Origin of the sequence: Flavobacterium sp., from assembly GCF_040382755.1 — a bacterium.
Taxonomy (GTDB): domain Bacteria; phylum Bacteroidota; class Bacteroidia; order Flavobacteriales; family Flavobacteriaceae; genus Flavobacterium.
The window spans coordinates 22,431-47,139 of the sequence record NZ_JBEIET010000001.1; the positions used below are offsets into that span (position 1 = coordinate 22,431).

The 24,709-nt window shown below is 30.9% G+C and carries 27 protein-coding genes; 11 read left to right on the plus strand and 16 right to left on the minus strand.

Annotated elements, in window-relative coordinates:
- Positions 1–92 precede the first annotated feature (92 nt).
- The 3 genes from msrB to ABWO04_RS00120 all read right to left on the minus strand — a co-directional run bounded on the left by msrB (position 93) and on the right by ABWO04_RS00120 (position 1,651).
- Positions 93–593 carry a peptide-methionine (R)-S-oxide reductase MsrB gene (gene msrB, locus ABWO04_RS00110; protein WP_353076432.1) on the minus strand — a complete coding sequence of 167 codons (501 nt, stop codon included), beginning with the start codon at positions 591–593 and terminating at the stop codon, positions 93–95.
- A gap of 141 nt (positions 594–734) precedes the next feature.
- Positions 735–1,166: a hypothetical protein gene (locus ABWO04_RS00115; protein ID WP_353076433.1), complete on the minus strand. Its 432-nt coding sequence runs from the start codon at positions 1,164–1,166 to the stop codon at positions 735–737.
- On the minus strand, positions 1,166–1,651 hold the full coding sequence (locus ABWO04_RS00120; RefSeq protein WP_353076434.1) for a DUF4920 domain-containing protein: 486 nt from the start codon (positions 1,649–1,651) through the stop codon (positions 1,166–1,168). Before ABWO04_RS00120 ends, ABWO04_RS00115 begins: the two co-directional genes overlap by 1 nt.
- A gap of 147 nt (positions 1,652–1,798) precedes the next feature.
- On the opposite strand from ABWO04_RS00120, the gene ABWO04_RS00125 reads away from it, so the two are divergent.
- Positions 1,799–2,863 (plus strand): branched-chain amino acid aminotransferase, encoded by a 1,065-nt coding sequence (locus tag ABWO04_RS00125; protein WP_502903955.1) that lies wholly within the window; start codon positions 1,799–1,801, stop codon positions 2,861–2,863.
- Positions 2,864–2,930: 67 nt separating this feature from the next.
- On the opposite strand, the gene ABWO04_RS00130 is transcribed toward ABWO04_RS00125, so the two are convergent.
- Both ABWO04_RS00130 and ABWO04_RS00135 read right to left on the minus strand, forming a co-directional pair.
- Positions 2,931–3,974 (minus strand): RluA family pseudouridine synthase, encoded by a 1,044-nt coding sequence (locus tag ABWO04_RS00130; protein WP_353076435.1) that lies wholly within the window; start codon positions 3,972–3,974, stop codon positions 2,931–2,933.
- Positions 3,974–4,588: a PASTA domain-containing protein gene (locus tag ABWO04_RS00135; RefSeq protein WP_353076436.1), complete on the minus strand. Its 615-nt coding sequence runs from the start codon at positions 4,586–4,588 to the stop codon at positions 3,974–3,976. Before ABWO04_RS00135 ends, ABWO04_RS00130 begins: the two co-directional genes overlap by 1 nt.
- 79 nt (positions 4,589–4,667) lie before the next feature.
- Between ABWO04_RS00135 and ABWO04_RS00140 the strand changes: the two genes are divergently transcribed.
- The gene (locus ABWO04_RS00140) at positions 4,668–5,654 is read left to right on the plus strand and encodes a D-alanine--D-alanine ligase (RefSeq protein ID WP_353076437.1); all 987 of its coding nucleotides are present in this window, start codon (positions 4,668–4,670) and stop codon (positions 5,652–5,654) included.
- Positions 5,655–5,700: 46 nt separating this feature from the next.
- Positions 5,701–6,159, plus strand: coding sequence for a pantetheine-phosphate adenylyltransferase (coaD, locus tag ABWO04_RS00145; protein WP_353076438.1), 459 nt, complete (start codon positions 5,701–5,703; stop codon positions 6,157–6,159).
- A 48-nt stretch (positions 6,160–6,207) separates the two neighbouring features.
- Here the strand turns inward: coaD and ABWO04_RS00150 are convergent, their stop codons facing one another.
- Positions 6,208–7,560: a DEAD/DEAH box helicase gene (locus ABWO04_RS00150; RefSeq protein ID WP_353076439.1), complete on the minus strand. Its 1,353-nt coding sequence runs from the start codon at positions 7,558–7,560 to the stop codon at positions 6,208–6,210.
- Positions 7,561–7,762: 202 nt separating this feature from the next.
- Between ABWO04_RS00150 and ABWO04_RS00155 the strand changes: the two genes are divergently transcribed.
- Positions 7,763–9,475 (plus strand): M14 family metallopeptidase, encoded by a 1,713-nt coding sequence (locus ABWO04_RS00155; protein ID WP_353076440.1) that lies wholly within the window; start codon positions 7,763–7,765, stop codon positions 9,473–9,475.
- A gap of 8 nt (positions 9,476–9,483) precedes the next feature.
- Here ABWO04_RS00155 and ABWO04_RS00160 read toward each other — a convergent pair whose 3' ends face one another.
- The gene (locus ABWO04_RS00160; RefSeq protein WP_353076441.1) at positions 9,484–10,083 is read right to left on the minus strand and encodes an NUDIX hydrolase; all 600 of its coding nucleotides are present in this window, start codon (positions 10,081–10,083) and stop codon (positions 9,484–9,486) included.
- A 7-nt stretch (positions 10,084–10,090) separates the two neighbouring features.
- On the opposite strand from ABWO04_RS00160, the gene pyrE reads away from it, so the two are divergent.
- Complete coding sequence (pyrE, locus tag ABWO04_RS00165) at positions 10,091–10,732, plus strand: orotate phosphoribosyltransferase (RefSeq protein ID WP_353076442.1); 642 nt, start codon at positions 10,091–10,093, stop codon at positions 10,730–10,732.
- 98 nt (positions 10,733–10,830) lie between these two features.
- Here pyrE and ABWO04_RS00170 read toward each other — a convergent pair whose 3' ends face one another.
- From ABWO04_RS00170 to ABWO04_RS00185, 4 genes are read right to left on the minus strand one after another with little or no spacing between them, the layout of a single operon-like run.
- Positions 10,831–11,346 carry a hypothetical protein gene (locus ABWO04_RS00170; RefSeq protein ID WP_353076443.1) on the minus strand — a complete coding sequence of 172 codons (516 nt, stop codon included), beginning with the start codon at positions 11,344–11,346 and terminating at the stop codon, positions 10,831–10,833.
- 23 nt (positions 11,347–11,369) lie between these two features.
- On the minus strand, positions 11,370–12,197 hold the full coding sequence (locus ABWO04_RS00175; RefSeq protein ID WP_353076444.1) for a CvfB family protein: 828 nt from the start codon (positions 12,195–12,197) through the stop codon (positions 11,370–11,372).
- Position 12,198: 1 nt separating this feature from the next.
- Positions 12,199–14,436 (minus strand): cation:proton antiporter, encoded by a 2,238-nt coding sequence (locus ABWO04_RS00180; RefSeq protein ID WP_353076445.1) that lies wholly within the window; start codon positions 14,434–14,436, stop codon positions 12,199–12,201.
- Positions 14,437–14,444: 8 nt separating this feature from the next.
- Positions 14,445–14,759 carry a rhodanese-like domain-containing protein gene (locus tag ABWO04_RS00185; RefSeq protein ID WP_353076446.1) on the minus strand — a complete coding sequence of 105 codons (315 nt, stop codon included), beginning with the start codon at positions 14,757–14,759 and terminating at the stop codon, positions 14,445–14,447.
- A gap of 179 nt (positions 14,760–14,938) precedes the next feature.
- On the opposite strand from ABWO04_RS00185, the gene ABWO04_RS00190 reads away from it, so the two are divergent.
- From ABWO04_RS00190 to ABWO04_RS00200, 3 genes are read left to right on the plus strand one after another with little or no spacing between them, the layout of a single operon-like run.
- Entirely contained in the window at positions 14,939–15,391 is a 453-nt protein-coding gene (locus ABWO04_RS00190) for a MarR family winged helix-turn-helix transcriptional regulator (RefSeq protein WP_291241954.1), read from the plus strand.
- 2 nt (positions 15,392–15,393) lie between these two features.
- Positions 15,394–16,026 carry an NAD(P)H-dependent oxidoreductase gene (locus ABWO04_RS00195; protein WP_353076447.1) on the plus strand — a complete coding sequence of 211 codons (633 nt, stop codon included), beginning with the start codon at positions 15,394–15,396 and terminating at the stop codon, positions 16,024–16,026.
- 20 nt (positions 16,027–16,046) lie between these two features.
- On the plus strand, positions 16,047–16,616 hold the full coding sequence (locus tag ABWO04_RS00200; RefSeq protein ID WP_353076448.1) for a YceI family protein: 570 nt from the start codon (positions 16,047–16,049) through the stop codon (positions 16,614–16,616).
- Positions 16,617–16,688: 72 nt separating this feature from the next.
- On the opposite strand, the gene ABWO04_RS00205 is transcribed toward ABWO04_RS00200, so the two are convergent.
- Positions 16,689–17,120: a DUF1573 domain-containing protein gene (locus tag ABWO04_RS00205; RefSeq protein ID WP_353076449.1), complete on the minus strand. Its 432-nt coding sequence runs from the start codon at positions 17,118–17,120 to the stop codon at positions 16,689–16,691.
- Positions 17,121–17,276: 156 nt separating this feature from the next.
- Here ABWO04_RS00205 and ABWO04_RS00210 point away from each other — a divergent pair, with 156 nt between their 5' ends.
- The gene (locus tag ABWO04_RS00210) at positions 17,277–19,934 is read left to right on the plus strand and encodes a valine--tRNA ligase (RefSeq protein WP_353076450.1); all 2,658 of its coding nucleotides are present in this window, start codon (positions 17,277–17,279) and stop codon (positions 19,932–19,934) included.
- A 51-nt stretch (positions 19,935–19,985) separates the two neighbouring features.
- Here ABWO04_RS00210 and ABWO04_RS00215 read toward each other — a convergent pair whose 3' ends face one another.
- The 3 genes from ABWO04_RS00215 to rho all read right to left on the minus strand — a co-directional run bounded on the left by ABWO04_RS00215 (position 19,986) and on the right by rho (position 22,416).
- Complete coding sequence (locus tag ABWO04_RS00215) at positions 19,986–20,393, minus strand: type II toxin-antitoxin system VapC family toxin (protein ID WP_291241949.1); 408 nt, start codon at positions 20,391–20,393, stop codon at positions 19,986–19,988.
- Positions 20,393–20,635: a DUF6364 family protein gene (locus ABWO04_RS00220; RefSeq protein WP_291241948.1), complete on the minus strand. Its 243-nt coding sequence runs from the start codon at positions 20,633–20,635 to the stop codon at positions 20,393–20,395. Before ABWO04_RS00220 ends, ABWO04_RS00215 begins: the two co-directional genes overlap by 1 nt.
- A gap of 137 nt (positions 20,636–20,772) precedes the next feature.
- Positions 20,773–22,416, minus strand: a complete 1,644-nt coding sequence (rho, locus tag ABWO04_RS00225; RefSeq protein WP_353076451.1) for a transcription termination factor Rho — start codon at positions 22,414–22,416, stop codon at positions 20,773–20,775.
- Positions 22,417–22,599: 183 nt separating this feature from the next.
- On the opposite strand from rho, the gene ABWO04_RS00230 reads away from it, so the two are divergent.
- Positions 22,600–23,010 carry a DUF4293 domain-containing protein gene (locus ABWO04_RS00230; protein WP_353076452.1) on the plus strand — a complete coding sequence of 137 codons (411 nt, stop codon included), beginning with the start codon at positions 22,600–22,602 and terminating at the stop codon, positions 23,008–23,010.
- Positions 23,011–23,331: 321 nt separating this feature from the next.
- On the opposite strand, the gene ABWO04_RS00235 is transcribed toward ABWO04_RS00230, so the two are convergent.
- Positions 23,332–23,826, minus strand: coding sequence for a metallophosphoesterase family protein (locus ABWO04_RS00235; protein WP_353076453.1), 495 nt, complete (start codon positions 23,824–23,826; stop codon positions 23,332–23,334).
- A 148-nt stretch (positions 23,827–23,974) separates the two neighbouring features.
- On the opposite strand from ABWO04_RS00235, the gene truA reads away from it, so the two are divergent.
- Entirely contained in the window at positions 23,975–24,709 is a 735-nt protein-coding gene (gene truA / locus ABWO04_RS00240) for a tRNA pseudouridine(38-40) synthase TruA (protein ID WP_353076454.1), read from the plus strand.

Here is a 24,709-nt window from a genome sequence, read left to right on the forward strand (position 1 = left end):
GTTATTCTGTAATAACGCAGATGCGAAGATAAAATTATATATTAGAATGAGAAAATTTAGTTTTAGTTGTTTTTAAATTGCTATGTAAAGAATTATTTAGCAGGTAAAAACTTTATTGAAACCGAATTCGTACAATAACGCTGCCCTGTGGTTTCTTGAGGTCCGTCATCAAAAACATGACCTAAATGGCCTCCACATTTTGCACACATTACTTCCGTACGAATCATACCATACGAGGTATCTTTATGATATATGGTTGCACCTTTAATTGCTTCATCAAAAGAAGGCCATCCACAATGTGAATCAAATTTAGTATCTGATGTAAATAACGGATTTTCACAAGCAGCACACACATACATCCCTTTTTCGAAATGTTTGTCGTATTCACCGGTGTAAGGACGTTCGGTTCCTTTTTCTCTTAAAACAGTATAGGCTTCTGGTGAAAGTTGTGCTTTCCATTCTGCATCTGTTTTTACAATTTTAAAATCCATAGTATCTTTTTTTGAAGTCGATTTTACTTGTTCTGCATTTTTATTTTGACTGTTGCACGAAATAAAACTAAATGCCAATAAAATAATAAATATATTTTTCATAATTTTTATATTTCTATAAAATTACAAAAAAGTTACACTTGTGAATTAAATAAATTAAATTTTAAGGAATTTATAACTTTTGTCAATCGGAATAAAAATAAAAAAACCAGAATTCATTCTGGTTTAATATTTTGATTTCATTTACTTTATGTATAATGTTTTTATTCTTGCTATAGGTCCGCCACATTTCACTTCGTGGCAACTGATACAGGCATCTACCATTGTGTTAAAACTTTCCTTAGTGTTTTTAGAATTGTAAACTTCCGATTGTGTTTTTAAGAAAAATCCAGATTTAGTATTAAAAAAATCGTCTCTATCTTTTCCTTTAGTCATTGTAGCTTCAGAAATCTTCAAGAAATATTTAGGCATTTCTCCTAATGAATCTTTTTTAATTATTTTTTCACGAAGTTGTTTGTTATGTACATACATTTGTTCCATTAAAGTCGCCATTTCAGATGCTTCATACATTTCAAAATCGGCTTTTGGTTTTTCACAAGTTGAATTTTCTTCTTCCGTTTTATTCTGATTACAACTTATAAATAAAACGGATAAAATTAGTACAAAATATTTCATTACTTAGATATTAAAACGCCGTGAGCTAAAAATTTGTATTCCGTTTTTGGTGCTATAATTTTTGCGATTTCTTCTGGAGTTTTTCCTTCGTCTTCTGCATAATGCTTTAATTCTGCAACAGAAGTTTCTTCAACAAACGCTTTACCTTCAATAATAGTTTCTCTTTTTTGAGCATTCATAGGTACAAAAAAACCATAATCTTTAAACTTAACAAATGCTGTTTCATCATTTCCTAAATCTAAAGTCATCCAACACCCTTTGTTTTGACAAATTTCATTAATTTTTGAAGCTACTTTTACTTCAATAGTATCACCTGGCTTTAAGGTTTTGTATTTTTCTAATACTACTTCTTTAGTAAGGGCACTTTCTTCTGTAATTTTAGCTCCAAAAGATGCAAATACAGGTTTAGCTGCTATTTTAGTTTCCTTTTTATTGCAGGAAATAGCTATTATAAATACAGATAATAGAATAAGTAGTTTCTTCATAATTTATGAATTGTTTAGTGAAATAAAAAAACAAAATTAATCATTAATACGAAACTTTGTTAATAATTATTCAAAAAATGAATCTTCAACAATATTTTATTTAATAAATTTGTAAAAAATTTGGGGAACTTACACATAAGACATATAATGAGTAGCATTACAAACGAGATTAAAATCATAAAAAACCCTACTTCAAAAATTAATGAAGTAGATTTTGAAAACCTAACCTTCGGAAATACGTTTACAGATCATATGTTAATTTGTGATTTTAAAAATGGAGCTTGGGAAACACCTGTAATTAAAGCATACGAACCATTTACAATTGACCCTTCTGCCAAAGTGTTTCATTACGGACAAGCTATTTTTGAAGGAATGAAAGCCTATAAAGATGCTAAAAACGATGTATGGATGTTTCGCCCAGATGAAAATCATACGCGATTTAATAAAAGTGCTGTTCGTATGGCAATGCCCGAAGTTCCTGAAGAAATTTTTATTGACGGATTAAAATCGTTATTGAATTTAGATAGAGATTGGGTAAAGTTTGGAAATGGGAATTCATTATACATTAGACCGTTTATGATAGCAATTGGTAGCGGTGTAATTGCGCAACCGTCTACACAATATCGTTTTATGATAATTTTATCGCCTGCAAAATCTTATTATTCTGGCGAAGTTAAAGTGATTATTGCAGAACATTATAGTCGTGCGGCAAATGGTGGAATTGGTGCAGCAAAAGCAGCTGGAAATTATTCAGCACAATTTTATCCAACAAAATTAGCAAATGATTTAGGCTATCAACAAATTATTTGGACTGACGACGCCACACATACAAAATTAGAAGAAGCAGGTACGATGAATGTATTTTTCAGAATTGGAGATAACTTATTAACTGCTCCTACTTCGGAACGAATTTTAGATGGTGTAACCAGAAAATCTGTTTTAGATATTGCAAAAAGAGATAATATAAACACTGAAGTACGTCCTGTTTTAGTAGAAGAATTAGTTGCTGCTGCAAAAAATGGTACCTTGAAAGAAATTTTCGGTGCTGGAACTGCTGCAGTTATTAATCCAATTGTTGGTTTCTGTTATAAAGAAGAATATTTTGAATTACCTAAATTAGAAAATTCATTCGCTTTAAGTTTAAAAGAAAAATTAAATAATATACAATACAAATTAGCAGACGACACGTTTGGTTGGACAGTTAAAGTATAATTATTTCATTAAATCATAAAAAAAAGCAATTAGAAATAATTGCTTTTTTTATGATTCGTATTTAATATTAATCTTCTTCTTCTATTTGTACAGCTTTACTATACACACGCCATTTTTCAATCCACGACGTAATTTCTTCAGGAATTTCACTTGTAAAACGTAAAAATTCCCCAGAGGTAGGATGTTCAAAACCTAAAGTTCGTGCGTGAAGCGCTTGTCTTGGTAATGTTTTAAAGCAATTATCTATAAATTGTTTGTATTTTGTAAACGTAGTGCCTTTTAAAATTTTATCACCACCATAACGTTCATCATTAAAAAGTGTATGTCCGATATATTTCATATGTACACGAATTTGATGCGTTCTTCCTGTTTCTAATTGACAAGAAACCACCGTAACATAACCAAAACGCTCAATAACTTTAAAATGAGTAATTGCTGGTTTTCCTTGTTCTCCTTCAGGATAAACGTGCATTTGCATTCTATTTATAGGATGACGGTCGATATTTCCTTCAATAGTTCCTTCGTCTTCTTCAATATTACCCCAAACCAATGCAAAATACTCTCTTTCAGATGTTTTTGCAGCAAATTGTTTGGTCAAAAGCAACATAGCTTCTTCTGTTTTGGCAACTACTAAAAGTCCTGAAGTATCTTTATCAATTCTATGAACTAATCCAGGTCTTTCGCTGCTATTCATTGGCAAATTATCAAAATGATACGCCAACGCATTTACTAAAGTTCCCGAATAATTTCCGTGTCCAGGATGCACTACCATTCCAGCGGGTTTGTTTACAACTATAACTTGATCATCTTCGTAAACAATATCAATTGGAATGTTTTCACCTTTTAATAAGTGTTCATAAGGTGGGTGTTCAAGCATTACTCGAACTATATCGTCTGGTTTTACTTTATAATTGGATTTTACAGCACAATCGTTTACGAAAATAGTTCCCGCATCAGCTGCTTTCTGAATTTTACTTCTTGTAGTATTTTCAATACTGTTTATCAAAAATTTATCTATACGTAAGGGTTGTTGTCCTTTCGCTATTTCAAACCGATGATGTTCAAATAAATCTTCATCAGCCGTTTCATTCTCATCTATAAATTCTTGCATTATTCTATACTATCGTTAATTTGTTCATTATTTGGGATTGAATCTAAATCTTCATCTTTAAACATATCTTTCCCGTCTCCTAAAACAAAATCAATTTTAGAATTTTTCATTAATTTATCACCCGCTTTTACAGGTCTTCCATTATATGAAACTTCAAGAACAATATCTTTTGCTATATCTGGAACATATTTTAATTCGCCTTCTACCAATCCTAATGCTCTTAACGCATTTGTAGCTTGACGGAATGTTTTGTTTTTTAAATCTGGAAAAGTAACCATAGCATAACCACCAGCATTTAGCTTTACGTAAATTTTACGACCGTCTTTTACTTTTGAACCCGCTATTGGATCTTGTTCTACGATAGTATAAGGAGGAAATTCTGGTTTAAATTCAACCGTATCTAATAAAAAAACTTCTAAACCATCCTCATCCAATTTTTCTTCGGCAATTTCTAATTTCATTTTAGATAAATCAGGCACCTTTATTTCTTCGCCGTGATTGGTACTGAAATCTAAAAACTTCACAAACACTACTAAAAATAGGATGACAATCACTAATGCAAAAAATAAATTTTTGAAAAATGTGGAACTGGTTAAAAACTTTCTTAAACTCATTGAAATATATTTTCGCAAATATAAGAAAAGTAAAACATTTTATGATATTTTTGTATAAAACAGAAACAATTATTTTTTTATGAAGATAGCAGTTGTAATGGGCGGATATTCAGACGAATCTGTAATTTCTTTAAGAAGCGGACAACTTATTTTAAACCATTTAAATAAAGATAAACACGAAGTTTACGAAGTTCATATTCTAAATGAAGGTTGGTATGTAAAAATGGGCGACCAAAAATTGCCTATAAATAGAGCTGATTTTTCATTTGAAAAGGATGGAAATACTATAAATTTCGATGTAGCAATAAACACCATTCACGGTACACCGGGAGAAGACGGGCATTTGCAATCGTATTGGGAATTGATTGATTTACCTTACACGGGTTGCGGATTTTACCAAAGTGCACTTACTTTTAGCAAACGCGATACTTTATCCGTTTTAGGGAAATTTGATATTCCAAAAGCAAATTCAGTTTATGTTACTAAAGGACAAGAAATTGATGGTGAAAAAATTGCTAAAACTTTGGGATTTCCATTTTTTGTAAAACCCAATCAATCTGGAAGTAGTTTAGGGGTTTCAATGGTAAAAGAACTGTCAGAATTAGACAAAGCATTAGCATTTGCCTTTGCAGAAGATAAAGACATTTTAATTGAATCACAATTAAAAGGCGTTGAAATTTCGGTTGGTGTGATGAAATTAAACGGAAATACAAGAGTTTTAGGAATAACAGAAATCATTTCAGGAAATGATTTTTTCGATTATGAAGCCAAATATTTAGGTAAATCAGAAGAAATCACCCCTGCCCGATTGTCGTCAGAAGTTTCAGAATTAGTAGAACAATCTGCTGCCAAAATATACGAAGCTCTTGGAATGCAAGGATTTTCTCGTATCGATTTTATTGTGATGAACGACATTCCGCATTTTATCGAAATCAACACCAATCCTGGATTGAGTCCACAAAGTATATTTCCTCAGCAAGCCGCTTACGCTAATTTAAATTTTTCAGATTTATTAGAAAACGAAATTAAATTGGCTTTGGAAAGAAAACCAATTTGGAAAAAATAAGTCAATTTTGTATTCTAACAGAATCAAATATTTAAAAATATTAATTATGAAAAAAGCAATTTTCCCAGGTTCGTTTGACCCCATTACAAACGGCCATTACGATATAATTAAGCGAGGCATTTCTTTATTTGATGAAGTTATTGTTGCCATTGGTATAAACGCAGACAAAAAGTATATGTTTTCTTTAGAAGATAGAAAACGTTTTATAGAAGACGCTTTTAAAGACGAACCAAAAGTAAAAGTAATTACTTACACGGGCTTAACTATCGATTTATGCAAAGAAGAAAAAGCTGAATTTATATTACGCGGTTTACGTAATCCTGCCGATTTTGAATTCGAAAAAGCGATTGCACATACTAATAGACGGTTGTCAAAAATTGAAACTGTCTTTTTATTAACCGCTGCAAAAACATCATATATATCATCAAGTATTGTGCGTGATGTGATACGAAATGGTGGCGATGCTTCGCCTTTTGTTCCCGATTCGGTTATTGGTAAAATATAAAGCATAAAAAAAACCTTCAAGTTTCTTTTCTTGAAGGTTATTATTTTTTTAAAGATTTTCTAATGCGTTTTTAACAACGTCTCGGGCAACTTCAATTTTATATTTCTTGCCTTTCATTTTTTCGTCCTTAATATTTTTAAGCAATGGTGCTACTTTAGCATATTTTACTGCTGCAAAGGATACAAAATCTTTGACTTCAATTAATCCTAAGTCGCCTTTTTCTAACTTTCCTTTTTGAGAAAAGAAGCCTAAAATATCTACTTTATTTAATTTATTTTTCTTGCCACCACTTATGTAAATGGTTTTAAACTCTGGTGGTTTTGGAATAACGCTATAATTAGAAACATCAATTTTCTTCATATCATAATCAATGTAATCCACTTTTTTCTCACTTTCGTGTATGATAATGTAAGCGGTTCCAGAAGCCATCATACGTGCAGTACGACCATTTCTGTGAGTAAATTCATCCACTTTTGAAGGCAAATGATAATGAATTACATTTTTCATTTCAGGAATATCCAAACCACGAGCCCCTAAATCGGTTGTAATTAAATACGAAATACTACCATTTCTAAACTGAATTAAAGCGCGTTCGCGTTCTTCTTGTTCTAATCCACCGTGATAAAATACAGAGAAAATACCTTTGTCATTTAAATAATCACTAATTCGTTCTACCGCTTCTCTATGATTACAAAAGATAATTGCATTCTGAGATTTCAAAGAACATATTAAATGAAATAAAGAATTAACCTTGTCTTTTTCTTTAGAAATCACCAATTTAAAATCTAAATTAGTTTCTGTTTTTTTCTTATCAATATAATTTAAAACATTCGGATTTTCAATTCTGGTATATTTTGGAACTTCTACTCCATCTGTTGCCGAAACTAAAATTCGCTTTTCTAAATTAGTTAATTTTCCAATGATGAAACGCATTTCTTCGTGAAATCCTAATTGTAATGATTTGTCAAATTCATCTAAAATTAAGGTTTTTATGTACTTTGGATCAAAGGTTTCTCTTTCTAAATGGTCTGCTAACCTTCCAGGAGTTCCAATTAAAACTGCTGGTGGATTGCTTAGATTTTTTATTTCTGTTTCAATAGAATGGCCGCCATAACAAATATTGACTTTAAAAGTTGTAGCCATTTTCTTCCAAACTTGCTCAATTTGCAAACCCAATTCACGAGAAGGCACAATTATCATACATTGTACTTTATTGTTGTCTTCTTCTAAAAGCTGAAAAATAGGCAATAAAAAAGCCAATGTTTTACCTGAACCTGTTGGCGAAAGTAGCACCACATCAGAATCAATTAATATAGACGTTTCTGCAGCTACCTGCATTTTATTTAAACTTTCGATACCTAAATTCAAAAGTATATTGTTGGAATGTAAATTTTTATTCATCCTGCAAAGGTAGTTTTTAATTTGCCAATATTCAATTATACGTTTTGGGGAGTATTGAAATTGATTTTTTAAATTGATATTGATTTTTGAAATTGTAATTGACATTGAAATTGTAATTGACATTGAAATTGATTTTTGAAATTGACATTGAAATTGATATTGACATTTAAAATTCTTACTTTTGAAATTCAAATATTCAATTATGCGCTATACCTTACTGTTTTTATTTGCTTCTTTATTAGTAAATGCTCAAATAAATTTGTCAACACCCTTTGAAAAAGGTAACAAAAATCAATCTACCACATACGAAGAATGCATTTCGTTTTACCAATTATTAGACGCCAATTCAGATAAAATTGAAATGCGAACTATGGGGCTAACAGATAGCGGAAAACCTTTGCATATTATAGTTTTTTCTGAAAATAAAAATTTTAGTTTTATTCAGAATAAAGCGGTTTTGCTAATCAATAACGGAATTCATCCAGGCGAACCGGACGGAATTGATGCGACTATGATGTTAATGCGAGATATTGCCAATGCAAAAATAAAAGTACCAAAAAACACGATGGTTGTTGCTATTCCAGTGTATAATATTGATGGAATGTTAAATAGAAATTCCTTTTCAAGAGCCAATCAAAACGGACCTGAAGCCTACGGATTTAGAGGAAACGGAAGAAATTACGATTTAAATAGAGATTTTATTAAATCGGATACTCGAAATTCCAGAAGTTTTCAAGAACTTTTTCATACTGTTAATCCAGATGTTTTTTTAGACAATCACGTTTCAAATGGCGCCGATTATCAATATACATTTACTTGCATTGCCACACAACACGAACGTTTAGGCGAGAAATTAGGCAACTTTTTCAAAAATGAAATGTATCCAGAAATGGTAAACGATATGCGAAATAAGAAAATTGACGTGATTCCCTATGTCAACATTCACGGTGCAAAACCTGATTTAGGATACGAACAATTTACCGATACGCCACGTTATGCCACAGGTTATACTACGTTATTTAATACGTTAGGATTTGTGCCTGAAACACATATGTTAAAACCATATAAAGATAGGGTGAAAACGACTTATGAATTTATGGTTACAGCAATTAATTATACCGATGCGAACTGGGAAAAAATCAAACAAGTAAGAAAAGCCAATTTAGAGGATTTTAAAGCTGGAAAGCAATATCCATTACATTGGAAAATTGATTCTACAAAAGTGTCTTATATGGATTTTAAAGGCTATGAAGGCGGATATAAACCAAGTGATATTTCAGGAAAAGACAGATTGTTTTATGATAGAAATAAACCTTTTACAAAGAAAATTCCGTTTTACGGAAATTATAAACCAACGAAATTTGTAACAATTCCAAAGTATTATGTGGTACCACAAAGCCAATGGCAAATTATTGAATTGTTGAAATTGAATAATATTGAAATGACACAAATTTCTCAAAATGAAATTTTTGAAGTAGAAATCTATACAATTGCCACTTATCAAACTGGAAAAAATGCCTACGAAGGGCATTACGGACATTATAATACTACCGTAACAAAAAATATAGAGAAAATGGAATTTAGAGCTGGCGACTATAAAATTTCAACGAATCAATTAGGTGTAAAATATCTATTAGAAACTTTAGAACCAGAAGCGGTTGATTCGTATTTTAATTGGAATTTTTTCGATACGATTTTACAACAAAAAGAAGGGTATTCCAGTTATGTTTTTGAAGATGTAGCGAAACAAATTTTAGATGAAAATCCAACTTTAAAACAAGAATTCGAAACAAAAAAACAAACCGACAAAGCTTTTGCAGAAAATGGCAACGACCAATTATATTGGGTATACAAACATTCGAAATACTTTGAAAAAGAGTTTATGCGTTATCCTGTTTTTAGGGTTTTGGAATAATTAAAAACCTAAATCACCTTCTCAGATTCAAACAACAACTTAATATTCTCATAAGAATTCCCTAAAGTCGCCTCTATATCTGAAGGTTTAATCCAAACTGCTTTAGAAATGCCTTCTTTTTCTTGCGGAGAAGTTGCTCCTGTGAAATTGGTTTGCATTTTAAACCAATATGTAATTTTCAATTTAAAAACGCCGTTACGTTTAAATACGTGATAGGTTTTTTGTAATTTTTCTGTAATTTTTAAACCTGAAACACCGGTTTCCTCCTCTACTTCACGCATAGCGGCATTTTCCATCGTTTCTTCTTTTTCAACGCCTCCTTTGGGTAAATCCCATTTACCGTTTCTAAAAATAAACAACACATCGCCATCAGCGTTAAAAACTAAACCGCCACCCGCTTTAGCCACAGGGATTTTAGATTTCAAAGTTTTCATAATTAACTTTTCATCTGAGTGATATAGGTAGGCACTTTGTATTTTATTCAAAAATAATTCTGAGATTACTTTTGGAATATTTACCGTTTCTAACAGATAAATTTTGAAATTTGTTTCCTTTTCAATTTTATTTGTTAAAAAAAGTGGTTTCTCGTTTACAAAAACTTTATACATTTGCAATATGATATTTAATAACAACACAGCACAACAAACAGCCGAATTGCTTTTACAAATAAACGCAATTAAATTAGAAACAAAAAATCATTTTACTTGGGCTTCTGGCTGGAAAAGTCCAATTTATTGTGATAACCGCGTAATTCTTTCATTTCCAGCGGTTAGAAATTATATTAAAGATGAATTCGTAAAGCAAATTGAAGCCAAATTTGGTCGTCCAGATGTCATTGCTGGTGTAGCAACTGGTGCAATTGCTATCGGAATCTTAGTTGCAGAAGCTATGGGATTGCCATTTGTTTATGTTCGTCCAGAAGCAAAAAAGCACGGTAGACAAAATCAGGTTGAAGGTTTTTTACAAAAAGGTCAGACCGTAATTGTAGTTGAAGATTTAATTTCTACAGGCGGAAGTAGTTTAATGGCAGTTGAAGCATTACGTAATGAAGGCGCTAATGTAAAAGGAATGGCCGCTATTTTCACTTATGGATTTCCTATTTCTGAAGAAAAAATTGCAGCTGCAAAATTAGACGTATATACATTAAGTAATTACGAAAACTTAATTGAAAAAGCCGTGGAGAAAAAATATGTTTCGGAAGAAGAATTAGAAACGCTAAAATCTTGGAATAGTAATCCGAGTGAATGGGGGAAATAGTTTTTTAGAATATTAGATTTTTAGACAAATTAGATAATTAGATATAAAAAAAGCAAATTCAATTGAATTTGCTTTTTTAGTTATAGTACTTCTTGACTCTATTCTTTTATCATTGAATTAAATGAATTATCAAATATATAAAATGTATAAAAAGTTTGTTGTTTTCCAAAGTAATTATTCACCGGCATAATTATTACTTCAATAGTTGTTGAATTGTTTTTATAAATTTCTTTTGTCTGATTGGCATCCACAATAGTTGTAATATAATCAAAATCTAAAGATTTAAACTCAGTCAAATGCTTATCAAATTTCTCTTTATTTAAAACTTGAAGTTGAATTCTATTATTTTCTTTTTTTTCATTTTGGTGATAAAAGGTTATATATTGTGGAATTTGTCTATCTGTACTTTTGTTATCAAATGCAAAGCGAATATCTCCAAATTTTTCTTCTTTTGAATAATGCTGATGCATAATTTCCCAGTTATATTCCTTTAAGAAATTAATAACTTCAGATTTGTTTTTATCCTTTAAACTAAGAATATCTACAAAAGTTATATTTTGAGAAAAAGAATTAAAAAATATGAACAAAAAAAGGATTAGAAATTTAATTTTCATTATTTAGAGTAAGTTTTTAAACGTTATACCAACTTAATACCTTCGTTATTAATATCAATTAACTTTTGCTTGTATAAACTTCCGATGGCTTTTTTAAATGTTTTTTTACTCATTTTTAAAACCGATTTAATTTCTTCTGGATGACTGTTGTCATTCAATCGTAAAACGCCATCATTTTGTTTCAAAGCTTCTAACACTTGCTGCGCGGAGTCGTCTATGGCTTCAAATCCTTGTTTTTGGAAGGAAACGTCTATTTTTCCATCAGGACGAATGGCTTTAATGTAACCTTTTGTTTTGTATCCTGGAGAAACCGTTTCAAAAACTTCATTTTGATACGCCAATCCTCTAAATTTTCCATTGATAATTACATTAATTCCAATTTCTGTAATATGAGAAACCATTAAATCTACTTCTTGTCCCACTTCAACATCTAAAGGTTCTTTATCTAAAAACTGATTGATTTTACTTGATGCCGCTAACCTACCCGTTTGTTTATCTAAATACATTGTTACTATGTAACGTTTGTCTTTTTCCATTGGGCGGGCTTGTTCCTTAAAAGGAGCAAACAAATCTTTTTCCATTCCCCAATTTAAAAAGGCACCAAATTTATTGATGTAACTTACTTTTAAAACAGCAAAAGAATTTAAGGAAATAAATGGTTTTAATGTTGTAGCTACGGGACGTTCTTCGTGATCTAAGTAAACAAAAACCGTTAAGTCATCGCCTATGGCAAAATCATTTGGAACATATTTATTTGGTAATAAAACATCGTCTTTTCCATTGGTAAGAAACAAACCTACTTTTGTTTCTCTATCTATTTTTAATGTGTGGTACACACCTATTTGTAACATATTATGGTTTTATAATTAAAAGTGATGGTGTATTGTTTAACCAAACACTTCTGGTATCAATTAGTTTTTTCCAACTATCAATACTCATAATTAATAAATCTTGTTCTTTTAAGAAATCTTTTTCTAATTTAGATGAATGAATTACTTTCACATTTTCGTGAGTAATTTTATTCTTCTCATTTACAATATCATACGTATCAAAAATTGAAATCTTAGCTTGTGAATTCTTCTTCAATAATTTTACGTAATCTAATAAAAATTGATCTTCATTATTAAATAAAATGACTGAAATGTTTTCTGTTTTGGTAAGTTCTTTATCTACATAAATACCCAAAGGCACTTCTGTTTTGTTGATAATAGCTTGTGTTTTATCATCAAAATAATTGACTTCAAACAATTTTTCTTTTCCTGTAAAGGTGTTTAATAAATTTTCAGGATTTATGATTTTGGAAGTAATTCCTAAAACTTTTCCTAAAAGTGTTCCTTCAAAAATAGACGAACCAATATTAATCAAAACTAAATTAAATTCACCTTTATTACTCACTTCTACAATATCAGAATCGATGTCACGTGACGCTTTAAAAAGTGTTTCAATATTTCGATTTAACTTAGTGGCTTCTTTTAATACAGGTTTAAAACTTTCGCGTTCATATTCTTCAATCTTATACGGATTTACCTCATTTGTGGAAGAAATATACATAGCCGTAATGGATTGCTTTTCTTTTTCTAAACTAATAAAGTTATTTGCAACTTTTAACAACGGTTTTCCATCTTCTGGATTTTCAAAAGAAACCAATACTTTATATTCTAAATTATCTGATGTATTTGGAAGAATTGCTTTTCGTTTTTTAAATATAAAATCAATTAAATTTAGCGCTGGGCCCGTCATAAAAGTTGTTGAAAGCGCCATAATAACCATCATAGCAAATATTTTTGGTGATAAAACACCTAATTCTAATCCAATATTTAAAACAATAAGTTCCATTAAACCGCGGGTATTCATTAAGGCACCTAAAGTTAAACTGTCTTTCCAATTTTGTCCAACATATTTAGCTGTTAAGGCACTACTAATAAATTTTGCTCCAACGGCAACTAATACTATTATACCTGTTGTTTTCCATAAATACTCCGTATTTAATAAACCTATTTTGGTATTTAACCCTGTTACTACAAAAAATAAAGGCAATAATACTACAAGAGAAACATCTTCAACCTTCTCAATAAAAATGTTTCTAAACTTCATGTTATCAGGCATAATAACACCCGCAACAAAGGCACCAACTAAAGCGTGAATACCAATAATTTCGGTTAAATAAGAAGAAATTAATAACGTAACGAAGAAAATGGCAACTACTGGTTTTGTGATTTTTTCTGCAGAACTATACAAATTACCAATATGTCTTAAAAAAGGTCTCACTAATACCAACATTAAAAGTATGTAAGCTATCGCCATACCAATAATAAACAACGAACTTGCAACAGAACCTGCTTTTACAATAGCAATAACTCCAGCTAATAAACACCAAGCCGTTATGTCATCTATTGCAGCACATGTTATCACTAAAGCACCGATTTTTGTTTTCTGTAAACCTCTTTCTTGAACAATCCTGGCCAAAACTGGAAAAGCAGCAATACTCATTGCTACACCTAAAAACAAACCGAATGACATGAATGAAACGCCTTCTGGTGCAAATTCTTTATAAAGCATTGTGGCCAAAACCAAACCTAATGCATAGGAAATAATAATACTGGTATGGCTTATTATAAATGCTTCTTTTACTTTGGTTCGCAACACTTTTAAATCCAATTCCATTCCTACAACAAACATAAAAAAGATCAAGCCAATTTGACTTAAAAACTTTAAATTTACAATTGATTCTTGTGGAAATAATATTGGAAATAAATCTGGAAAATAGGCTCCAAATAAGGATGGTCCCAAGGCGATACCTGCCAACATTTCGCCAATTACTGTTGGTTGCCCTATTTTACGACATACCCAACCAAAAAATCGTGCAACAAATATAATAGTAACTATTTGAGCTAATAAGATTGCTAATGGATGAAAAACATTGTGTAATATGGAAGTAATAAATTCATTTACATAATCATGTTTCTCAATAATTTTATTAGAAACTTTACCAACTTCCAATGTCTTTCCTCGTAATAAAATAGAATATATTAGTCCAGAAAAAACAACCAGAATGGTAACATAAAAAAATGAATTTTTAAATTTCTTCATTTATTGGGTTATTGTTGATTTTCAATAGGACCTTCCCATTGCGAAATTCCGCCTGCAAGATTGTAAACATTTTCAAAACCTAATTGCTTCATAATACCACAAGCTTGTGCGCTTCTGCCTCCAGCTAAGCAATATACGAAATATGTTTTATCTTTATCTAATTCTTCCACTTGGTAAATAAAACCTTGTCCTTTATAAATATCAATATTAATAGCTTCAGGAATAATTCCATTCGCCACTTCTTCTTCTGTTCTAACGTCTAAAATAACGGCATTTTCAGTGGTTAAAAAACTTTCCCACCACTCTTTTTGTTCTAAATTCATATACGTTTAATTTTCATCAAATTTACAATAAGAATTTAGATATAAAAATTTATTTTCAATCACAAACTGCTAAATTTTGCATTTTACATTTATTTTTAAAATTTAACATAAAATTAATAACGTTTGTATATACAAATAAAATAATTATATTACATTTGTACCTACAAATAAGAATTCAAATGAAAATTGAAGAAGAAATAAAAAGTACGGTAGAATTATCTTTAGCAAAAAAGGTAATTCTGAATTTATCTTTTTCGAGAAGTATTGTTGCTGATCGTTTTTTGGAAATTCTAAAACCTTTTGATTTGTCGAGCGAGCAATATAATGTGTTACGAATTTTGAGAGGTCAGAAAGGAAAACCAGCTAACATGTCGGTTATTCAAGAACGTATGATTTCTAAAAACAGTAATACTACACGTTTGGTTGATAAATTAATTGTAAAAGAATTCGTAATTCGAAAAATTTGTCCGTCAAACAAAAGAAAAATGGAAATCACAATTACAGAAAAAGGACTTCTTATATTAGAAAAATTAGACCCAATTGTAATTGAACATGAAAATAATTTAGCAAGCAATTTAACAACAGAAGAGTTAACCCAATTAAATAATTTATTAGAAAAATACAGAAATTAATTATGAGTACATTTATTGAAAATCAGAATTGGCGTTACGCTACCAAAAAATTTAATAGCGATAAAAAAATATCTAATTCCGATTTAGAAATTTTAAAAGAGGCTATTCAATTATCTTCTTCTTCGTATGGTTTACAACCGTATAAAGTTTTAATTATCGAAAACGAAGAAATTAGAAAACAATTACAACCGGCTTCTTGGGGACAAAGTCAAATTACAGACGCCTCTCACCTATTGGTATTTGCTAGTGAAACTAATGTGGATGCAGAATACATTACTCGATATGCCGAAAACATGGCAAAAACGAGAAATATTCCGTTTGATAGTGTAAAAGGTTATGCTGAATTTATGATTGGAAACATTGCAAGTTTAACGCCAGAAAAACAAATTATTTGGGCTCAAAAACAAGCGTATTTAGCTTTAGGCAACTTATTAAACGCTGCCGCTGAATTAAAAATTGATGTTACGCCAATGGAAGGATTCCTACCAGAACAATATAACGAAATTTTAGGCCTTAAAGAAAAAGGATTACACGCTACGTTAGTAGCAACAATTGGTTACAGACATGAAGAAGATGAGACGCAACATTATGCAAAAGTAAGAAAACCAATTACAGAATTATTTGAAACAATTTAATAACTAAATATTTAACAAACATGAAAAATTTAAAAACAATTGCAATTGCATTAGTAACATTGGTATCATTTACAGTTAATGCACAACAAACAAAAAAAATCAATGCTGCAAAAAGCGGAATCGTTTGGACGGGTAAAAAAGTAACAGGTTCACACACAGGAACTATCGGTTTACAAAGTGGTGCTTTAGTATTTGATGGAAAAGTATTGAAAGGTGGAAATTTCACAGTTGACATGACAACAATTAGCACTACTGATTTAAAACCAGGTCAAGGTAAAGAAAGTTTAGACGGACATTTAAAAGCAGAAGACTTTTTTGGAGTTGAAAAACATAAAACGGCAAACTTGGTTTTCAAAACTATTAGCAATAAAGGAAAAGGTTTATATACTGTAACTGCTGATTTAACTATCAAAGGAATAACAAAACCAATTACTTTTGATATTACAGTTAAAGGAAATACTGCTACAACTACATTAAAAGTTGACAGAACTAAATATGACATCAAATACGGTTCAGGTTCATTTTTTACTGACTTAGGAGACAAAACTATTAGTGACGAATTTGAATTAAAAGTAAACTTAGTTTGGTAATTATCAAACTATAAAAACAAAAAAAGCCAGAATATTTAACTATTCTGGCTTTTTCATTTTAACTATGTTTTATTATTTAGAAAGCGGTCCTGCCGATTTTTTTTCTAAAATACTCTTTTCTTCTTTTACTAAAACCGTTCCTTTAATTCGTAAAGCAACCATTCCGTTTTCTTTGTTAACCGCATTAGTATCAACTGTAATTGTTTTACTAATAGGCCCTGGATTCATATTGTATTGTACTTCAATAACACCTGTTTTTCCTGGCGCAATTGGTTCAGTTGGTTTAGTTGGCACCGTACATCCACAGCTGCTTTTCGCATCTTTAATAATCAATGGCATATCGCCTGTATTTGTAAATTCAAAAGTTCGTTTTCCTGAATCTTCACCTTTGTATACCTCGCCATAATTAATGGTTTCTTCTTTAAATTCAATTTTTGCACCACTTTGTGCTTTAGCAGAAAAACCTGCTAACATTAAACCTAAAATAAATACTAATTTCTTCATTTTTATATTAATTTGAGAATTGTAAAAATATGTTATTTAAACTAACTAACAAAAAGTAAATACATTTTTTTTATTCTGTTTTATATAATTACTTTTGCAGATACAATTCAAAAAGTATACCAAAAGACGCAATTATTTACAATTAACAAAATATAAATGATACCAGCCCAATTTGACGCCAAATCCGTAGAACAAAAATGGTACGACTATTGGATGAAAAACAACTATTTTCATTCTACTCCAGACCATCGTACACCTTATACTATTGTAATTCCTCCACCAAATGTAACTGGAGTATTACATATGGGACATATGCTGAATAATACCATTCAAGATGTATTAATTCGTCGTGCACGATTAAAAGGTTTTAACGCGTGTTGGGTGCCTGGTACAGACCACGCCTCTATTGCTACCGAAGCAAAAGTAGTTGCGAAATTAAAATCGGAAGGCATTAATAAAGCAGATTTAACTCGTGAAGAATTCCTAAAACACGCATACGATTGGACTGACAAATACGGTGGAACAATCTTAGAACAACTAAAACAATTAGGATGCTCTTGTGATTGGGATCGAACTAAATTTACTATGGATCCAGATATGTCGGCTTCTGTAATCCGTTCATTTGTAGACTTATACAATAAAGGACTTATTTACAGAGGGTACAGAATGGTAAACTGGGATCCAGAAGCAAAAACAACGTTGTCTGACGAAGAAGTAATTTTTGAAGAACGTCAAGGAAAATTATATTACATCAAATATCAAATTCTTGACGAAGAAAATACCCAAAACCCAACACCCAATTCCCAATTTTTGGTAGTTGCTACTACTCGACCTGAAACCATTTTCGGAGATACTGCTATTTGTATCAATCCAAATGATGAAAGACATTTCAATTTAAAAGGAAAAAAAGCTATTGTACCAATTTCTGGAAAAGTGATTCCAATTATTGAAGATGAATATGTGGATTTAGAATTCGGTACAGGATGTTTAAAAGTAACACCAGCACACGATGTAAACGATAAAACTTTAGGTGACAAACACCATTTAGAAATCATAGATATTTTTAATGAAGATGCCACTTTAAACTCGTTCGGATTGCATTATGAAGGAAAAGACAGGTTTGTAGTTCGTACAGAAATTGAAGCAGAATTAACTTCAATTAATGCTTTAGATAAAGTAGAACAATACACTAACAATGTAGGAACTTCTGAAAGAACAAAATGCGTTATCGAACCGCGTTTATCTGATCAATGGTTCCTTAAAATGGAAGATTTAGTAAAACCTGCCATTCACGCGGTTTTAGAATCTGACGAAATAAAATTATATCCAAATCGTTTTAATAATACATACGCACATTGGTTAAATAATATCCGCGATTGGAATATTTCTCGTCAATTGTGGTGGGGACAACAAATTCCAGCCTATTTCTACGGAGATGGAAAAGAAGATTTCGTTGTAGCGGAAACAAAAGAAGAAGCTTTAGCTTTAGCTCAACAAGCAACAAACAATAAACAATTAACAACAAACGATTTACGCCAAGATGCTGACGCACTTGACACTTGGTTCTCCTCTTGGTTATGGCCAATGGCTGTTTTCGGTGGGATTATGGATCCAGAAAATGAAGATTTTAAATATTATTACCCAACTAACGATTTGGTTACAGGTCCAGATATTTTATTCTTTTGGGTAGCTCGTATGATTATTGCAGGTTACGAATACGCCGATGCAAAACCATTTAAAAATGTATATTTAACAGGTTTAGTTCGTGATAGTCAAGGACGAAAAATGTCGAAATCATTAGGGAATTCTCCTGAACCACTTGGTTTAATTGAAAAATTTGGAGCCGATGGCGTTCGTGTAGGATTATTATTAAGTGCGTCTGCAGGAAATGATATTTTATTTGATGAAGAATTATGCAATCAAGGAAAAGCGTTTACCAATAAAATTTGGAATGCATTTAAATTGATTAAAGGTTGGGAAGTTTCTGAAACCATTCTACAACCTGAATCTTCAAAAGTAGCGATTGAATGGTACGAAGCAAAACTGCAACAAACCTTATTAGATATTGAAGATAATTTTGAAAAATACAGATTATCTGAAGCATTAATGGCAACCTATCAGTTAGTTTGGGACGATTTCTGTTCTTGGTTCTTAGAAATGATTAAGCCTGCTTATCAACAACCGATTGATAAGGCGACTTTCGATAAAGCCATTGAAATGTTGGAAAATAATTTAAAATTATTACACCCATTTATGCCTTTCTTAACGGAAGAAATTTGGCAACACATTACAGATAGAACACCAGAACAAGCGCTAATTGTAGCTGAATATCCGAAAATGACTTCTTTAAATTCAAAATTAATTGCTGATTTTGATTTTGCAACCGATGTTATTTCTGGAATAAGAACGATTAGAAAAGATAAAAACATTCCATTTAAAGAAGTAATTGAATTACGAGTAGTAAATAATGAAAAAGCGTCGAATTATTTCGATTCAATCATTATGAAATTAGGAAACATTACTGATTTAAAATATGTAACAGATAAAGTAGACGGTGCCTTATCATACAGAGTAAAGTCTAACGAATATTTCATTCCAATTACTGGAAATATTGATGTAGAAGCAGAAATTGCAAAATTAACCGAAGAATTAAATTACACGAAAGGATTCTTAAGATCCGTACAAGGTAAATTATCTAACGAAAAATTTGTAGCGGGTGCACCAGAACAAGTAATAGCCAACGAACGCAAAAAAGAAGCCGATGCTTTGGCAAAAATTGCAACGATTGAGCAAAGTATTGCTGGTTTGAAGTAATATTTCTTTATAAAATTAAAAGCCGATTTTCTTAAGGAAATCGGCTTTTTTTTATTTGTTTAAATATTCTTTCGCAGTTAATACTGCAAGAATAGATTTTTTGAAATCTTTTTTGTTTCGTGTTAAAATCAAATCCAACTCGTTTTCTAAAGCGGTGTGATATTGAATAGCGTCTTCGAAATCTTTAAAATCTGAAACTAACGCTAATTCTAAAATCTTATCATCCATTGGTAAAACTTCCACTAAAACTTTAAATTTTTTCAGAATCTTTCTTGCTTCATCTAATTTATGATTTCTTGCTAATAAATAATGCGTGTTTGCAATTGTTAAAGAAGATATATAAAGTTTCACTTTATTATGATCCGCTAAAGTGAATAATTCTTGTGCTTCTTTATAAAATTCTTCTCGTTTGGAAAGTAAATCCAAAACGATATTTGTATCAACTAATATTTTATCCATTAAGAATATTTTTTAGACAAGTAATCAGAATATTCTTTTTTATAATCCGCATTTTCAAGTGAGACAACACCCGTTAAACTTTCAACAAGCGGGCTTACTTTAGTTGTCTTTGATTTCTTATTAGTCAATGATAAAAGATAATTTTCAATAAGCTTTGAAAGACTTATACTATTATTTTTAGCATACGATTTAGCCTCTTCAATTACATTATCGTCAATATTTAATGTTAATTTCGTGTTCATACAATTTAATTTACGTGTAAAATTAAAAAATATATACGTAATATAAAATAATTAATTAAGAAAATATTTAATTAAGGTAAAAAAAAGCCGATTTTCTTATGAAAATCGGCTTTTTTTATATGAATTGTTATCAATTTCTAATCATTCATAGAAATTAAAAACTCTTCGTTGTTTTTGGTACGCTTGATACGAGATTCGATAAATTCCATTGCTTCCACTGGATTCATATCCGATAGATATTTACGTAAAATCCACATATGTTGTAACGTTGATTTATCTAATAATAAGTCATCACGACGCGTACTTGAAGAAACCAAATCGATAGCTGGAAAAATACGTTTGTTAGATATTTTTCTATCCAATTGTAATTCCATATTACCTGTTCCTTTAAATTCTTCAAAGATAACTTCGTCCATTTTAGAACCAGTTTCTGTTAATGCAGTGGCTATAATACTTAACGAACCACCGTTTTCAATATTACGAGCTGCTCCAAAGAAACGTTTAGGTTTTTGTAATGCATTCGCATCAACTCCTCCACTCAATACCTTTCCAGATGCAGGTTGACACGTATTGTACGCTCTTGCTAAACGTGTAATCGAATCTAATAAAATCACTACATCGTGTCCGCATTCTACCAAACGTTTTGCTTTTTCTAAGACAATGTTTGCCACTTTTACGTGACGGTCTGCAGGCTCATCAAACGTAGAAGCAATAACTTCGGCACGCACACTACGTTGCATATCGGTAACTTCTTCAGGACGTTCATCAATTAGTAAAACAATTAAATATACTTCAGGATGATTTGCTGCTATTGAGTTAGCAATATCCTTTAATAACATCGTTTTACCGGTTTTTGGTTGTGCCACAATCATAGCACGTTGTCCTTTACCAATTGGCGAGAACATATCAATAATACGTGTAGATATAGACGTGTTTTTTCCTGATAAATTAAATCTTTCTTCAGGGAAAAGTGGTGTTAAATGTTCAAAAGAAACTCGGTCACGAATTACTTGTGGGTCGTGTCCGTTAATTTTTGATACGCGAACCAAAGGAAAAAATTTCTCTCCTTCTTTTGGAGGACGAACCACACCTTTGACAGTGTCACCCGTTTTCAATCCAAATAAACGAACTTGCGATTGAGATAAATAAATATCATCCGGTGAGGCCAAATAATTATAATCCGAAGAACGTAAGAAACCATATCCGTCTGGCATCATTTCTAAAACACCTTCACTTTCAATAATTCCATCAAATTCAAAATCCGATTCTCTAAAGTTTTTGTTTCCGTTGTTTTTAGCAAACTTCGGATTGTTATTCTTTTTGAAATTGGGATTGGCATTGGTTTTTTCTTGCTCTGAAGTTTCAGATTTTATTTCTTCAGTTGTATTTTCAGAATTGTTTTCAACGACTTCTTTAGGTTGTTGGCTGTACGATTCAGATTTTTTTTCTGCATCTAAATCAAAAGAAGCTGCTTCTTTCTCTCTATTTGTAGGCTTTACAACCACTTTTTTTATTCGTGCGCGTTGCGTTTTTGTTTCATTTTCTGAAGTTTCGTTAGTGTTTGTTTCCTCAACTACTTCTTCAATAACTTTAGATACAGGAGTTGATTTTTTAACTGGCTTAGAAACTGGAGTCGGTGCTTCAGAGGTATTTTGTAAATCTAATATCTGAGTAATTAATTCGTCTTTTTTTAAAGTTTTGAATTTTTGAATATTAGCTACTTTGGCAATTTCTTGCAAATCAGAGAGTTTCATCCCTTTTAATGTAGATGTGTCAAACATAAATGTTGATTGATTTTTTTAATCTTAATATAATAAAAAAACTGTGATGAGATTTTTTTGCTTTTTTAAAGTATCGTATATGAAGTACTTACGATTATTTGATGCAATAATACGAATATTTTATTATAAAACAATAGTTTTTTAAAAAAAGAAAACTTATTTTTGTTGTTATAAAAATTAAAAATGTTACAAAGAATTCAAACGATATATTTGTTACTGTGTATGCTGATTTCAGGTGTGCTTCCTTTTTTTATTAAAATTTGGACAACTGAAAGTAAATTAGACGTATACGCGAATTCCAATACAATATATATAGGATTGTTTTTGATTTCTGCAATTTTAGCAGTTCTAAGTATTTTTAGTTTCAAGAAAAGACAAAACCAGTTTGTGTTAAACAGACTGAATATGATATTAAACTTTATTATAATAGGATTATTAGTATATCATTCACTAAGTCTATCTGGAGAAGCGAAAGTTTCTGAGAAGGGTATTGGGATGCTTCTACCAATTTTTTCTATCGTTTTTCTTGCTTTGGCTAACAAAGCAATTAAAAAGGACGAAGATCTCGTAAAATCTGTGGACAGAATACGATAAACCTATCATCTTAGCTTATTAGTGCGTAGAAAATCCGTTTTGAGAAATCAAAGCGGATTTTCGTTTTATATGAGTTTGGTTTAGAATACTTCGGTTAATTAATATTGTTGGCTTCGAGTGCCTCAGCCAACAATGTGGAAGCTGTGAATTAATATCTTGGTTTCTGTGAAATAATAAAATAGTAGCCGTGAATTAATATAATGGTAGCTGAGGCTCTCGAAGCTACTATTCTTTATTTTGAATTTCATTGTTGGCTTCGAGTGCCTCAGCCAACAATATGGTAACCGTAAATTAATATCCTGGTAGCTGAGGCTCTCGAAGCTACTTATCCCCTATCTCAATAACCTCTAAACTCTGAATCTTATCGCCATCAATTTCAAATCGTAACATCGTTCTTTTTTGATGAAATCCTGAAATGCCTGCTGCACCTGGATTCATATGCAAACAATTGAGTTTTTTATCGAACATAACTTTTAAAATATGTGAATGGCCGCAAATAAATAACTTAGGTGGATTTTGAGTAATTTCCTCTCGAATAGCAGGACTATATTTTCCGGGATACCCTCCAATGTGGGTAATCAATACATCCACACCTTCACATATAAATCGATTATTTAAAGGATACTCCAAACGTGCTTCATGATTGTCAATATTTCCAAAAACAGCACGTAAAGGCTTTAACTTTTTAATGGTATCCGTAACTTTTAAATCGCCAATATCTCCAGCATGCCATACTTCATCAGCTAATTTTACATATTTTAATATTGTATCATCAATATGACTGTGTGTATCAGAAAGGAGTACTATTTTTTTCATTTAATTAAAGTTTCTATGTTACAGTGTAACTAAGCTGCAAAGTTGACAAAAAAATATAGTTTATTGTTTATTTTTAAGAAAACATTGAATATAATAATTCAAATTCTTAGTAACTTTGCAACTCAGAAACTTAGAAACTTAAATATAATTGAGATACTTCATTGAATTTGCATATAACGGAAAAGAATATTTTGGGTTTCAAATACAGCCGAATGCCATTTCAATACAAGAAACTTTAGATACGGCTGTATCCTTAGTACTTCGAGATAAAATTGAAATTGTTGGTGCAGGACGAACAGATTCTGGGGTGCATGCCAAGCAAATGTTCGCGCATTTTGATACAGAAATTGAATTTGATATTCCTACTACCATTCAAAAACTAAATTCTTTTTTACCAAAAGATATTGCCATTTTTAATATTATTGAAGTGCAACCTGATGCGCATGCTCGATTTGATGCCACGAGTAGAACATACGAATATCACATTACTACATTTAAAGACGTTTTTAACGCTGATGGCAGTTGGAAAGTACATCATAATTTAGATTTAAATTTGATGAATGACGCCTGTAAAATTCTATTTGAATATATTGATTTTGAATGCTTTTCTAAAATTCATACCGATGTGAAGACCTTTAATTGTAAGATTTCAGAAGCATATTGGCAACAAAACGGAAATCAAATTATTTTTACCATTACTGCCGATAGATTTTTACGAAATATGGTACGTGCCATTGTTGGAACGCTAATAAATGTAGGTATTCATAAAACATCTTTATCCGACTTTAGAACTATTATTGAAAGCAAAAACCGAAATAACGCTGGTTTTTCTGTCCCTGCACACGGATTGTATTTAACAAAAGTAAAATATCCGTATATTTAG